We start from the raw sequence: 14320 nt of genomic DNA, 5'->3' as shown, positions 1-14320 counted from the left end.
TTTATATGGAACGATAGTACTTATTTATCTAGTTAAGTATTTAGTAAGGTCCCCACTCAATATTCACCCCAACAATAAGAAAAACAAGTCCAATGATAAACCAAATGAGTGCAAGTGGAGCCATGAAACGAATCCATTTTCCATAAGAAATCCCGCTCGCTGCGAGAACGCCCATTAAAACACCAGAAGTTGGATTTAAGCAGTTTACTACACCTTCTCCAAGCATAACAGCTTGTACTGTAACTTGGCGTGTAATGTGCATGAAATCAGCTAATGGAGCTAATATCGGAATGAAAATAACCGATTCTCCTGTCCCGGATGAAATGAGGAAATGTAATGCGGCACTACTCACATACATGCCGATAACACCAAATACAGGGCTTTGTCCTTCGAGAGCTTGTGCGAGTTGGTTAACGATTGTATCAAGTAATTTGCCTTGTTCTAAAATGACTGAAATACAGCGAGCCATTCCGACGATTAAAGCACCGTAGATAAGATTTTGGCAGCCAGTTAGAAAAGTGGATGCGATATCGTTTGCTTTCATGCCACCTATTATTCCTGCTGTAATTGCAATGAAAATAAAAGTAGCGGTCATTTCTGCGTCCGTCCAATGTAGACGAAAAGCGCCTATTAAAAATGCAATTAATGATAAAGCTGAAACGAGTAAAATTAATTTATGACGTATCGTCCAAGGGACTTCTTTTTTCTCTGTTTCTTTTTCGCTTGAAAGAGCGTTACTGGGAAACCAGTTGTCGCCAAGGATGCTTCCTTTATTTGATTTTTTCAAGCGTTTTACATACCAATTTATATAAAGGATAGTGGCAAGTAAAAAAGATATATAGATTGCGGTGCGTAAACCAATCCCGGAAAACATCGGAAGTTCTGCGATCTTTTGTGAAATGCCTAAAGGTGAGGGAGATAAAATAGTAGCATTAAAACCAGCATAAGTACCTAAATAAATAATTGCTACACCGACGATAGCGTCCCATTTTAACGTGCGTGCAACGATGATGCCGATGGGGATAAAGCCGATAACTGAGTTAACGATAATACCAGTCGTTCCAAGAATAGAAAAAAGCGCAGCAACTATACAAATGAAAAGTAATTGCTGATTACGAAATTTGTTAATAACATGATAGATTAAACCGTCAAGAGCACCTGTTTTTTCAAGAATTGCAATGGCTCCACCTGTAAATAAAATTAGAAAGATAATAGGAGCAGCAAGTGTCATTCCTTTTTCAATAGCGGTAAAAAAAGAAACAAATCCTACGGGTGATTGCGGAACAGAATGGTAGCTACCTGGTATTGTCGTTGTAACGGTCCCGTTTGTAACCCTTTTAAATTCTCCAGCAGGAACGAAGTACGTAGCAATGGCGCAAAGTAAGGCAATGAAAAATAGTAGTACGTACGCATCAGGCATTTTAAACGTTGGTTTACTAGGTTGTTTTTTTGCCTCAGTTTGTATTTGCATAAAATCCCTCCTTCTTCACTTTGTTAATTTTTAATATTCTGAATTTAATCCGTGAAATAGATTATAATAAAGGTAGCTTCTTAAGGCAATAGTTTTTGTATCCTTTCCCGTACATACAAATTATTGCAATATTAGACAGGGAAACGATAATAAGCCAAGAATATGTTATGTAGAAAGAAAAAGGAAAAGAGGGAACAAGATGTGGAAAACTACTGATCTATGTGATGAATTTGAAAAGGAATTACAAATATGTCGCCAGTCTTTTCGGTCTTTTGGGAAGAAAGAACAATTCCACGGGAAAATCGCAACTGTAAAAGTGAAAGATGATAATGTACTAGTGAAGGAAGGATTGCAAACATTACCAGAAGGAACAGTATTAGTTGTTGATGGCGGAGCGTCTACGAATTGTGCTTTACTTGGTGATAATTTGGCAGCTATTGCGGAAGAAAGAAAGCTAGCAGGAATTATTGTGAATGGGTATGTTCGTGATTCTAGTGAACTAAAGAATATTAATATTGGTATTTTAGCGTTAGGAACGATGCCAAATAGAAGTGTGAAAGAAGGAAAAGGAGAACGAAATATTTCATTGCACTTTGGACAAGTAGAATGGAATCCAAATGAATATGTCTATGCGGATGAAGATGGCGTCATTATTAGTGAAAAGAGTTTACATAGTTAAGAGTTAATAAGTTATTATTCTTAGAAAATAAATCCGATAAAGCATGGACAAAATTCTTTGTCAATAGTAAAATAATACAGAAATTTAAAATTTACAGAATGTATAGGTTTATCGTTTTACGATAACTTAAATGGGAGTAAGTTGTGCCAAGAAAAGTGAATGTTATCACAATGATACGTTCATAAACAAAATTATTTTTCCTATACAAATATAGCCGCGAATGATGCGGGTAGGAGGTGTTGTACATTTTTGTTCGACACTTACAAAAAGAGAGTGTCAATCGCACGCCCTTGAAGGGCCTTTTTTTGTGTAAATGGTAGTAAGGGAGGAAATTTTGGGATGGCAATGTTGAAAAAGTGGCTGCTTACGTCGTTAATGGCAGTGACACTTGTATTTGTTTCTTTTGCGAATACAGTACATATTACGTTTGCTGAAGAAAATACAGCAAAACTTGCAATTATTGGGGAATCACAAAAAGGCATTATGTTATGTCCGAAAGAAGAGCAAATTAAAGATGGGGAAACAGCTTTAAGTTTGCTGCAAAAGGTCATGGGTGACAAGGTAGAATCTGAAACTATGTCGTTTGGAACATATGTAAAAGGCATCGATGGTTTAATGGCCGGGGCTACAAGTGCTTGGCTGTATGATGTAAATGATCAGTCTGCAGAAGTCGGAGCAGATAGTTATAAATTAAAATCTGGAGACGTTGTTGTCTTTCGTTTTGTTTCAAACTGGAGCAATATAAGCCAGGAAACATTGAAAGAAACGTTAGATAAGTTCGGAACGTGTAAAACAGAAGAACCAAAACCAGAAGGCGAAAATGGCAAACCGACAGTCGAGCCAAAACCAGAAGGTGAAAATGGTAAGCCGACAGTCGAGCCAAAACCGGAAGGTGAAAATGGCAAACCGACAGTCGAGCCAAAACCGGAAGGTGAAAATGGTAAACCGACAGTCGAGCCAAAACCAGAAAGTGAAAATGGTAAACCGACAGTCGAGCCAAAACCAGAAGGTGAAAATGGTAAAAAACCAGAACAACCAAAGCAAGAGAATGTTCAAATTCCAGCGAAGCAATTAGAGGAAGCAATCTCAAAAACATCTGACAAGATGTTACAAGATGGAATCGAAAGTGATTGGGTAGCTGTAGCGCTTTCTCGTTCTGGAAAGAATGTGCCAATTGAGGCAAAATTAAATTATGTTAAGTCAGTAACTGAAAAAGTAGAAAAGCGCATTAATCGTTTTTCAGCGACAGATTTAGCTAGAACAATTATTATGATGAATGCAATTAGTGCAGACCCTAAAAATGTAGGTGGACATAATTTAGTTCAAAAATTGTATGAGTCAGATAAAGTGAATTCTGTTACAGGTTATGCATTTGCTTTACTTGCATTTGATACGAAGAAGTATGAGATTCCAGTTGAATCAAAATGGAACAGAGTTGCTCTAGTGGAAGCACTGTTAAATAATCAGCATACAGACGGTGGATGGACTTATAATAGTTCAGGTAGTAAAGATAGTGCTAGTAGCGTTGATGTAACAGGTATGGTTTTATCAGCATTAGCTCCTTATCAGGAGCGATCAGATGTGAAACCAGCTATACAAAAAGCTGTTGCGTATTTATATAACGAACAGCTGCAAAATGGCGGTTTTTCAGCTGATGGACAAGAAAATTCAAATAGTACTGCGCAAGCAATTATTGGATTATCACTTGTTAAAGATGTAGATCAAAATCGTCTTCATAAGGCAATGCAAAACCTATTATCATATCAACTTTCAAATGGTGAATTTAAATGGTTACCAAGTGATCAAAATGGTAACGGAATGGCTACAGAACAGGCTCTTTTAGCATTACTTCAATTTAAGGAAATGGGAAAATCTATTTATGATTGGTCTAATGTAGACGCTGGTGATGTAATTAAGCCAAAACCGATTGAAGAGCCAGAAAAGGTCGTTGAACCAGAAAATAATGTAGTAGAAAAAGAAGTTATTGAAGAACCGAAAGAACAAAACCAAGTACAACAAGAAACAAAAGATGAAAATCTAAAAGTAGTTGTAGATAACGAACCGGTTAAGAATAAAAAAATCGGAAACGGTAACAGTCTACCAAAAACAGGAGCATCTTCTCATAGTGCAGCAACAGAAGTAGGTATGGGTGTATTATGTATTGCTTCTGCATATGTATTATGGAGACGTAAAGCAGCTTAACAAAAAATTAGGAGCAATTATTTGCTCCTAATTTTCGTATGAAAGGTGAGAGATAGGATGAGTAAGGTGAAATGGTTCATTTCTTTACTGCTTTCGCTTGGGCTACTTGCCGGATGTGAAGAGGCAGCTGTAAAGCCTGAGAAGAAGGTAGAACCGAAGCAAGAAGAGGTAGCGAAACAAGAAGAACAAAAAGATGAAGCGAAGCCGGAAGAAAAAACAGAAGAAAAGCAAGCTGAATCAGAGCAAAAGCAGCAAGAAGAGCAGAAAGAGAAACAAGAACAAAAAGTAGAAGAGAAGCCGAAAGAGGAAAAGCCGCAGGCACAACCAGAGGTAAAGAAAGAAGAGAAACAACAGGAACAACCGAAAGAACAGCCGGCTGTAAATAAGCAACCAGAGCAGCAGCAAGCACAAGAAGAGAAACAACAACCGAAAGCACCAGAAGTAAAAGAAGAAGCAAAGGTTGTGAATCAGCCGAAAGAAACACCGAAGCAGGAGCAAAAAGTTGATCCGAATAAAGCGGAGAAAACGATACCGACTCCGGCAGTACCAAAACCTGAACCACCAAAACCAGATCCAGTACCAGTACCGAAACCGCAAGCAAAACAAGTAACAATCTCGGTAAAAGGAAATAACGGATATATAATGGGTGCGAAAAAGATGGATGTACAAGATGGCGATACTGTGTATAAAGTATTACAACGTACAGGATTAGATGTTGATGCAAGCGGATCTAGAGATAGTATTTATGTAAAAGGTATTAATGATTTATATGAAAAAGATATTGCGGATACTAGTGGATGGAAATATCGTGTGAACGGTGCTTTTCCAAACCATAGTGCTGGTGTAGCTACGGTAAAACCAGGAGATACAATTGAGTGGGTATACGTATTACAATAAGAAAGGCATTCGGTAAAGGGCTATGAAAATAAGTTTTTCTTCTTTACATCCTTTTGTGAATTTTTTCTATTATATCGGGGTGATGATACTATGTATGATGTGTCTTCATCCTCTTTTTTTAATTGGAGCAATACTATTAATTGTTATTTTAAATGTGATGCAAGGAAATAGCGAAAAGATAAGAAAGATGCTACCGAGCACAATTGTTTTCTTTTTTATGGTAATTTTATTTAATTCGTTATTAACGCATAGAGGTCGAACTACGTTGTTTTGGTTAGGTGATAGCCGTATTAAGCTTGAGGCGATTATGTTTGGAATAGTAATGGGGTTATTACTAGTTGCAGTTATGTTTACGTTTGCGTCATACAATGATATTATTTCCAGTCATAAATTTTTATATTTGTTTTCAAGAATTTCACCGAAAGTTGCATTGTTAACGATGATTACAGTGAGATTTGTTCCTTTGTTTATAAGGCGATTAAAGAAAATCACACTCGTTCAAAAGACGAAAGGTGTGCAGGTAGATTCAGGTTCGATAATTGAACGCGTCAAAAATGGTATGCAATTGCTGCAAGTATTATTAATTTGTTCATTGGAAGATGCACTGCAAACGGCAGATTCTATGCAAGCTCGTGGATTTGGTGTAACGAAACGTACGACATATATTCGCTATAGAATGGAAAAACGAGATTGGTATACGCTCAGTTATTTAAGTATTCTATTTATAATTGCTATCATATGTAGTACGTATGGCGGAGGAAAGTTAATCATTTATCCGAAAGTCGAATCTATTTTATTTCAGCAATACGATGGGATGATGTTTATCGTATTTACGATGTTTATTAGTTTACCAATTATAATGGAAGGAAGGGAATGGTTATGGTGGCGCATGCAGAAATAAACAATTTATCATTTGTATATGCTGATGAAAACGAAAAAGCGTTACAGCATATTTCTCTTTCTGTTCAAAAAGGAGAGTTTATTGCACTTGCCGGCGGATCAGGATCCGGGAAGACGACTTTATTAAAACATTTTAAAAAAGAATTACTTCCAATTGGTAAGCGTACTGGGGATACATATTATGATGGTACTTTATTAGAAAATGTACCTGATTTGTTATCTGCTCAAGAAATTGGTATGGTATTTCAAAATCCAGAAAATCAACTCGTAATGGATACAGTTATTCAAGAATTAGCATTTTCTTTAGAAAATATTGGGTTACCATCACATATTATTCAAAAACGAATAGCAGAGCTTATTAGCTTTTTAGGATTTCAAGATTTATTGCATCAATCTGTTCACACGTTATCTGGTGGGCAAAAGCAACTTGTTAATTTAGCTGCGGTATTAGTTATGCAGCCGAAATTGCTATTATTAGATGAACCGACAGCGCAGTTAGATCCAATTGCTGCAAAAGAGTTTTTAGGATTATTAAAACGGATTAATGAAGAACTTGGAATTACGATTATTTTAAGTGAACATCGTTTAGATGAAGTTATCCCGCTTGCAACACGCGTTGTTTGTATGGATAATGGCTGTATTATGTATGATGGTAGTCCTAAAACTGTTATTACGAATATGTGGGGAGTAGAAACATTCCGTCCATTTATTCCGCAAATTCCAAGGCTATTTTTAGAGTGGAATGTGAGAGATATTCCGTTTACGGTGCGAGAGGCGCAAATGAAAATGAATAATTTTTCAGCGATATCATATGTAAATGAGCTAATAGCACAAAGTGAAAAGCAAGAGGTAATTTTAAGCGCAGAGCATATTTCGTTCCAGTACGAAAAAAATAGTCCGCTTATTTTACGTGATTTATCAGTTTCGATTGAAAAAGGAAAATGGGTAGCGCTCGTTGGAAAGAATGGGACAGGGAAGTCTACACTGTTAACGCTTTTAGCTGGTTTGCAAAAAGTGAGAAGAGGGAAAGTAAAGTGGAATGGGAAAGTGATACATAAAATTGATTCGAAAGAACGGTTTAAAAGTATTGGGTATGTATCGCAGCATCCATATTATCATTTTACATTTGATACAGTGTGGGATGAGGTGTATGAACGTGCACGTGAATTATACGGAGAACAAGGGAAAGAAATAGCAGAAGATACGCTAAAACAGTTTTGGTTGTACTCGCTTAAAGAACGCCATCCGCACGATTGTAGCGGAGGAGAGCAACAATTACTTGCGTTATGTACGACATTATTATCAAAGCCAACTTTATTATTACTTGATGAACCGACAAAGGGGTTAGATCCATGGAAGAAAGAAAGAGTAGGAGAACTATTTAGGGAGCTGCAAAAAGAAGGTACAACAATTGTAATGGCAACGCATGACATTGAGTTTGCAGCGAAATACGTGGATCAATGTATGATGTTATTTGATGGAGCAGTTATTATGAATGATGCACCGAAAGAATTTTTTAGTGGTAACTTCTTTTATACAACATCTATTAATCGATTCATTCGAAAAGAATTGCCATATGCATTAACGTGGGAGGATGTGTACGAAGCGTGTCCAAACGATATGTTGCATTCATAATAGGTATTTTTGCAGTAATAATAGGCACATTACTCTTTACTACACTTATTATGGACGGTTATTACATGTTAAGTAGTTTGTTTTTATTAGTTGTTATTATGTTACCTTTCTATATTCGTTTTGAAAGGAAGGCGTTTGTTTCACGTGAAATTGTTCTCGTCGCTGTATTAGCGGCAATTGCAGCAGTTAGCCGCGTACCATTTTCTATTTTACCGAGTGTACAACCAACTTCTTTTGTTATTATCGTTTCTGCAATTGTGTTTGGAAGTGAAGCGGGTTTTATGATCGGTGCAACAGCAGCGATTGTGTCTAACATCTTTTTAGGGCAAGGTCCGTGGACGCCGTGGCAAATGTTTTCATGGGGTATGATTGGTTTTATAGCTGGATTATTGCGTAATACATTTTTAATGAAAAAGCTATGGGGGAGACTTCTTTACGGAGTAATTGTTGGTTTTTTATTTGGTTGGATTATGAATTTCTGGGGCCTTCTCGGTTTTATACGAGAAGCAACGTGGGAAACTGTCATTTCGTATTACATCGCAAGTTTTTACTTTGATTTAAGTCATGCGATTTCGAATGTTATTTTCTTACTACTATTTAGTACGTCTTGGATTACGATTCTCACAAGATTTAAAAAGAAATACGGTATATTAGATAAGCATAACATAGCATAGAAAAGCATACTCATATAAGGTAGGGTCGCGACTTACATATTCGTTTGCCTCTTTCATGCTTCTTACATATTGTAAGGAGCATTTTTTTGTCAAAAAATAGATTCAATATGCATCCGCTATTATATAAAATTATTTGTATAATAGTACGTGAGAACTCTTTTCAAAAGGGAGGTGTATAGTTAATGAAGTTAGTTATTCCGAAGCAACATGGTGCATGGGCTATGCTTGTTATACCTTTTCTATTAAGTATCATACTTGGGAAACCTACTATTTATCATATTCCATTGTTTATAGCATGGTTCTTTATCTATTTAGCCACGTATCCATTTCTTACGTACATAAAGCAAAGAAGAAAAAAAGAATTTTTACATGCTGCTATTGTTTACTTTACTATCGCGTTCCTATTTGGGATGATTTCTTTATTATATGAGTGGCGAATTCTTTTATTCGTAATAGTAATGATTCCATTATTTATAGTGAATATGTATTACGCTCGTCAAAAAAATGAAAGAGCACTATTAAATGATATTTGTGCGATCATTGTGTTTTGTGTTGGTGGGTTAATTAGTTATTATTTTTCAATGAAACAAATCGATCATACAGCATTATTCATTGCACTTATTTCATTCTTATACTTTTTAGGTAGTACGTTTTATGTGAAAACGATGATACGTGAGAAAAATAATCCGAAGTATCGTTTTATATCTTGGGGTTATCATATTCTATTAACAATCATTGTATTTGCAATTAATCCGTGGTGCTCCCTTATTTTTATACCAAGTGTCATTCGAGCCATTATATTGTATGGCAAAAAAATTTCTATTATAAAAGTAGGGATTTTAGAAATTGTGAATTCTGTATATTTTTTAATCATAACGGCAATAATTATGAAGTATGCCATTTGAAAAAACTTCCCACCTTATGATGGGAAGTTTTTTCAATCTTGTTCTAAAATGTGAACGGTGTAATCGCAGCGTTGAATAGCTTGTTCGATCGCATAAAGGGATTGCTCAATACGAGCGCGATTAAAATCTTTTTCAACAGTCTGTAGTGCTTCTTCTAAACAATGTTTTGCTTCTTGTAATGATTGAAAAGAATCTTGTACATATCCGCGAGCATTTTGATGCATTTCATAATCCTCCTTGCATATTCATATATGTATAGTATGAACAGTAAAGAAGAAAATATTATTTGTTATATTTGTTTGACAATTAAAATGAAATTACGTATAGTAAGAATTAAGTGAATATTTTCTTATCCAGAGAGGTGGAGGGACTGGCCCGATGAAACCCAGCAACCGCGATGCAGGTGCTAATTCCAGCAGAACATATTTGTTCTGGGAGATAAGACGAAGATATATACGTAACTTCTTCTTATCGGAGAGGTTTTTTTGTTGCAAAAAAACCGATTACGAAAATTTATATTAAGAAGAAAGGGGTTGCGCATTGCTGTGACACTCGAAAAATACGTAAAACTGCGTAGTACAGTTTATGAATATATGATAGAGCAAGATAAGCCAATATCATTGTTAGATATTCAAGAACATATCGTTTCGCATCATGAAGGAAAATTCACGAAAAAGATGTTACATCAATTTTATTTATCAAGACTATTAGATGAACTGAAACTGGATGGGAAAATTACATTAGCTGATGAATATCTCTATACTGAAAAAGGGGTATTTTATAAGGCGAGAAAAGGGAGCTAAGCTCTCTTTTTTTTTTAATAACGGAGTATGTAGAGTAAAAGACTGCTTAAGCAGCCTGATACAGGGAATGGTGTTGAGTGTGTAGTGTCAAAAATTGAATGTGCCTGAAAGAGGCAATTCGTATCGGCTGCAAATGAAAAGAGACACCTTCGCCGAATAGGTGTCAGTCGTTTTGTCACGTAGACTTGCTACTTAACAGTAATTAGAATAACATGCAGGATTTTTGAAGTCAAAAGGGAATTAAAGGAAGGGGTACAATTATGTACGCTTACTTATTAAAAGATATAACGAAATGGATCCCAAAGTACATTGTAGATAAGGGATATGAATATTATGAAGATGGACATGTAGAAGATGTTGAAATACAAGATAAAAAAGTGTTTGCTTTCGTTACTGGAAATGCAGGGAATTATGAAGTAGTTATCGATCTCGAAGATTTTTCAAAAAGTAGTTGCGAATGTCCGTATGAAAATTATTGTAAACATATGGCGGCAGTTGTTTATGATATTCAAGGTGCTGGTGAGAGTGCAGTTAAAGAGAAACTGAAAGATTTAGAAAAAGAAGAGTTACTTACTGTATTAAATCGACTGTTGCAAAGTTCGAAAAACGTACAAATTGTAGAGAAGTTATTAAAGAAGGGGTAACTTTAACGATAGAGGGAGTTGTTTTGTAGTGAACGTACTGATTATATACGCTCATCCTAATCCTTCAAGTTTTAACGGGGCAATTTTAGAGCATGTGCAAAAAGGGCTACAGGAAACAAATCATTCGGTTACGTTGCTTGATTTATACAAGGAACAATTTGATCCGGTACTTGTATTCAATGAAGAGAAGAAAAGACGTGATTTAATAAATGAAGAAGAGACAGCGCGGTATAGAAAATTAGTGGAAGAAGCAGATACACTTCTCTTTATATATCCGATATGGTGGTGGGGGATGCCAGCTATTTTAAAAGGTTTTATTGACCGTATTTTCGTAGCTGGATTTGCTTATAAATATGAAGGGGCTCTGCCGAAAGGATTATTGCAAAGGAAAAAAACGTGGGTTATTAATACGTTAGACTCGCCTCTATGGTACGTCGCATTGTTATATCGATCAGCAGATTGGATTATGATGAAGAGAGGTGTTTTACGTTTTTGTGGCATTCGTGATATAAAACGGTCAGTTTTTCAATCTGTGAAAACGAGTAAAGTATCAAAGCGCGAAAAATGGTTATTACAAATAGAAGAAAAGGCTCGTACATTATGAATGAAGTCGATCGTATTATAAACTGTTGTCAGTATGATAACGAACTTTTTCGGAAGTATATTACGTGTTTACTTCAATTGAAAAAATGCAGCGATACATTTCAACAAATTCAAATAGAGTTAAGAAATGATTATTTAATAAGGGGAATTTGTGAAAGAGAAGTTGATGAGGTAGTACGGGGAAGTAAAGAATATGAAATGCATTTTCTTCCTAAAGTATTACAGTGGAATTTTTTGAGGGAACATCCACACCTGATTGGAAAAATTTGCGAAGATTTTTTTGCATTTGAGTCATTACATCTTAAGGACATAGAGTGGAATACAGTTATAAATTGCATGGGAAATAAATGATTTATTATGTAAAAAAGCTAGTATAAAACTAGCTTTTCGTTTAAATAAATAAGAAGCATAGACTAATGATAAAACCTGCATATAGTAAGTTCACAACGCAAAATCCCATAATATCACGAGCACCTAAACCAGCTATCGCTAATGCTGGTAATGCCCAGAAAGGTTGAATTAAATTCGTCCAAGCATCGCCCCACGCAATGGCCATTGCAGTTTTTGCAGCAGGTACACCAAGTTCAGCGCCAGCTGGAATCATAATTGGTGCTTGCACGGCCCATTGACCGCCACCAGATGGAACGAAAATATTAACGATGCCAGCACTTAAAAATGTAAAGAGCGGAAAAGTCGTTTCATTTGAAATGCTAATAAAGAAATTAGAAATAGCTCCTCCAAGTGAAAGTCCTTCACTATTTACTCCAATCATCATGCCCATAATTCCTGCGTAAAACGGAAATTGAAGTAAAATGCCAGAAGCACTTTTCGTAGAGTCTGAAAAAGCGCGAATATACTGAATCGGAGTACGGTGGAAAATAAGACCTGCAATTAATAACATAAAAATCACGATATCGAGAGTAAGGTTAAAACCTTTCGTATAAAAGTAATTGAAAATATAAATGAGACCTAACAATCCAACGCAAAGTGTAATAATAATGCTATTTTCCATCTTTTCAGCGAACGTATTATTTTCTACTTCTTGAGCAGCAGCTTCTTCATGGAACACGCTAGGATCTACAGTTATCGTATGTTTTTCATCTGGATGCATCGCTTTATTAATGAGAGGCATCGTAACGAGAAAAATAATAACTGGAACGAGAGCGTATGGTGAGAATAACGTTTCTGTTATCGGAATCGCCTCTTTAATACTTCCAGCAGTCGTTTTAATTAACGTTTCACCGCCTGTTGCTAACGTAAGAGGGATAGAGGCAGAAAGACCGGCATGCCAAATGAGAAATCCAGAGTAAGAAGAGGCAATTGCTAGTCTATAATCTAATCCGTCCAGTTGCCTTGCCACTTCTTTTGCGTATAAAACAGATACAATAATTCCAAAGCCCCAGTTTATGTATGCACCAAGTAAACTTACAATTGAAATGGCAATAATGCCTTGGCCATTCGTTTTTGGTAGTCTGGCAGCTTTCGTTAATCCTTTTTTAATAAGAGGAGCATTTGCTAAAGCAGATCCAGTCACGAGTACAAGTGCCATTTGCATAGAAAAGGCAAGGAGTCCCCAAATTCCATTACCCCAGTGATTAATCATTTCTACAGGTGTTTGGTGAGTCGCAAACATACCAAAGAAGATAACGAAAACAGTTAGTAAACATGATAAAATAAACGGTTCTGGCAAGAAGCGTTGCACTAAGGCGACGCAACCATTTGTAAAGGAACGAAACAAAATAGATCAACCTCCTTATGTATATGTATTAAAATTATTCGAGGTTGTTTGGGAGATAACCTTTAATGCAAAGAAAATTCAGATATTTATAGAGTGGTAATTTATTGATAGGTTGATATAGAGCCTTGTATCAGATTCTGCTTTTAATATACTAGAAGAAAACGGTTGGAAATGGGGTAGCACTTATAGGGATAGTATAGAGAAAGGTTACTAGCTTGCTTCAAAGCAACTGTTGCAAAATGGTCAAAAAATAAAGTTCATCATCCCGGAAGAAACTTTATTTTCATCTATAGAAGAAATTTTCGACCAATATGAACAGACAATCTTTGTAAGGGAAGTGTTTTAAAGGAAACGATTAATTTATTATCTTTTTAATAAAGTGATAGAAAGCTTCATTAAAAAGATGAAGCTTTCTACTTATAAAAGATAACAAAAATAATACATTCATTACTACATTTGTGTGCGAATTCAAGAAAAATTAAACCACCTAGCTCCTAAAGAGAATATAGGAAGCAGATGGTTTAGATGTTTTGAGAAGTATCCTGTTTTCAGGATTTAGTTAAGATTATTGATTTGCATTTTTATATCGATTAAATTTAAGTTTCTGGAATAATTGTAATAGCAACGGTCCGAATCGGAGCCTCTATTTCGTCATCTTTACTTTGGTTATTGTAGTATTTAATCATTAATTCGTTAAGTTCGTTTTGAAATTTTTCAAAGTGTTCCTCATCTAGCTTTAATTCTACTACAGAAAAAGTAGCCTTATCTTCTTGACTGTTTTGTTCCTCTAATTTCTTAAGGTAACTTTGATATTGTGTCATAAGTGATAACTGATAATAGGAAATGTAGTTTAACTTTTCATCATCAGATAATCCTTTCCATTCACTTCCTTCAATTTTTGCATCTTCTTCATTGATTGCGTAATATTTTTCAGAAACAGATTTTACCTTTTTTTCTTTAATTACATGAACGATACCTGAATCAACCATAGTTTGTAGCTGTCTATATAGTGTTGCTTGTGGTACATTTTTAATGATTTTTACCATTTCTAATGGTGTTAACCCATCTTCTTTATTTCTCATTAACACTTGGCAAATTTTCATTCTTACCGGATGCATTAAAATTTCAACTTTATTACTCATTATATCACCTTATGTATTGTTTTTTAT

At 35.5% G+C, this 14320-nt stretch carries 15 protein-coding genes and 1 riboswitch; of the genes, 11 read left to right on the top strand and 4 right to left on the bottom strand.

Translation table 11 applies throughout. The annotated features are described in order from the left end of the window. Positions 1-40: 40 nt before the first annotated feature. The gene (locus ATL10_RS14230; RefSeq protein WP_100910115.1) at positions 41-1471 is read right to left on the bottom strand and encodes a YfcC family protein; all 1431 of its coding nucleotides are present in this window, start codon (positions 1469-1471) and stop codon (positions 41-43) included. Positions 1472-1670: 199 nt separating this feature from the next. Between ATL10_RS14230 and rraA the strand changes: the two genes are divergently transcribed. The 7 genes from rraA (at position 1671) to ATL10_RS14195 (ending at position 9363) form a co-directional block, all read left to right on the top strand. Beyond that, entirely contained in the window at positions 1671-2150 is a 480-nt protein-coding gene (gene rraA / locus ATL10_RS14225; protein WP_029442832.1) for a ribonuclease E activity regulator RraA, read from the top strand. Between the two features lie 339 nt (positions 2151-2489). Beyond that, positions 2490-4352: a DUF4430 domain-containing protein gene (locus tag ATL10_RS14220; protein ID WP_110497053.1), complete on the top strand. Its 1863-nt coding sequence runs from the start codon at positions 2490-2492 to the stop codon at positions 4350-4352. 57 nt (positions 4353-4409) lie between these two features. Then, complete coding sequence (locus tag ATL10_RS14215; RefSeq protein ID WP_090977577.1) at positions 4410-5249, top strand: DUF4430 domain-containing protein; 840 nt, start codon at positions 4410-4412, stop codon at positions 5247-5249. Positions 5250-5271: 22 nt separating this feature from the next. Next, a complete protein-coding gene (locus tag ATL10_RS14210) occupies positions 5272-6150 on the top strand; it encodes an energy-coupling factor transporter transmembrane component T (RefSeq protein ID WP_002152639.1) in 879 nt (292 codons plus the stop codon). Continuing rightward, positions 6123-7784, top strand: a complete 1662-nt coding sequence (locus ATL10_RS14205; protein ID WP_016512560.1) for an ABC transporter ATP-binding protein — start codon at positions 6123-6125, stop codon at positions 7782-7784. The genes ATL10_RS14210 and ATL10_RS14205 overlap by 28 nt, the downstream gene beginning before the upstream one ends. Continuing rightward, complete coding sequence (locus tag ATL10_RS14200; protein WP_071714306.1) at positions 7757-8458, top strand: ECF transporter S component; 702 nt, start codon at positions 7757-7759, stop codon at positions 8456-8458. The genes ATL10_RS14205 and ATL10_RS14200 overlap by 28 nt, the downstream gene beginning before the upstream one ends. Before the next feature lie 182 nt (positions 8459-8640). After that, positions 8641-9363 carry a YwiC-like family protein gene (locus ATL10_RS14195; RefSeq protein WP_072939075.1) on the top strand — a complete coding sequence of 241 codons (723 nt, stop codon included), beginning with the start codon at positions 8641-8643 and terminating at the stop codon, positions 9361-9363. 32 nt (positions 9364-9395) lie between these two features. Here the strand turns inward: ATL10_RS14195 and ATL10_RS14190 are convergent, their stop codons facing one another. Further along, positions 9396-9587 (bottom strand): hypothetical protein, encoded by a 192-nt coding sequence (locus ATL10_RS14190; protein ID WP_000554029.1) that lies wholly within the window; start codon positions 9585-9587, stop codon positions 9396-9398. Between the two features lie 122 nt (positions 9588-9709). Then, a riboswitch (SAM riboswitch) is annotated at positions 9710-9808 on the top strand. A 40-nt stretch (positions 9809-9848) separates the two neighbouring features. Here ATL10_RS14190 and ATL10_RS14185 point away from each other — a divergent pair. From ATL10_RS14185 to ATL10_RS14170, 4 genes are all read left to right on the top strand, one after another. After that, positions 9849-10166: a hypothetical protein gene (locus tag ATL10_RS14185; RefSeq protein ID WP_002094089.1), complete on the top strand. Its 318-nt coding sequence runs from the start codon at positions 9849-9851 to the stop codon at positions 10164-10166. A 260-nt stretch (positions 10167-10426) separates the two neighbouring features. Beyond that, positions 10427-10810, top strand: a complete 384-nt coding sequence (locus ATL10_RS14180) for an SWIM zinc finger family protein (protein ID WP_000271532.1) — start codon at positions 10427-10429, stop codon at positions 10808-10810. Positions 10811-10838: 28 nt separating this feature from the next. Then, positions 10839-11414, top strand: coding sequence for an NAD(P)H-dependent oxidoreductase (locus tag ATL10_RS14175; RefSeq protein WP_072939069.1), 576 nt, complete (start codon positions 10839-10841; stop codon positions 11412-11414). Continuing rightward, the gene (locus tag ATL10_RS14170; protein WP_001006466.1) at positions 11411-11764 is read left to right on the top strand and encodes a hypothetical protein; all 354 of its coding nucleotides are present in this window, start codon (positions 11411-11413) and stop codon (positions 11762-11764) included. Before ATL10_RS14175 ends, ATL10_RS14170 begins: the two co-directional genes overlap by 4 nt. Positions 11765-11804: 40 nt before the next feature. Here ATL10_RS14170 and ATL10_RS14165 read toward each other — a convergent pair whose 3' ends face one another. Then, a complete protein-coding gene (locus ATL10_RS14165) occupies positions 11805-13151 on the bottom strand; it encodes a short-chain fatty acid transporter (protein ID WP_000490008.1) in 1347 nt (448 codons plus the stop codon). 596 nt (positions 13152-13747) lie between these two features. Then, positions 13748-14293, bottom strand: a complete 546-nt coding sequence (locus tag ATL10_RS14160) for a transcriptional regulator (RefSeq protein WP_000066851.1) — start codon at positions 14291-14293, stop codon at positions 13748-13750. Between the last annotated feature and the right edge of the window lie 27 nt (positions 14294-14320).

This window comes from Bacillus sp. 196mf, assembly GCF_003217275.1.
Taxonomy (GTDB): domain Bacteria; phylum Bacillota; class Bacilli; order Bacillales; family Bacillaceae_G; genus Bacillus_A; species Bacillus_A thuringiensis_S.
This window is presented reverse-complemented; position numbering and strand designations above follow the sequence as displayed.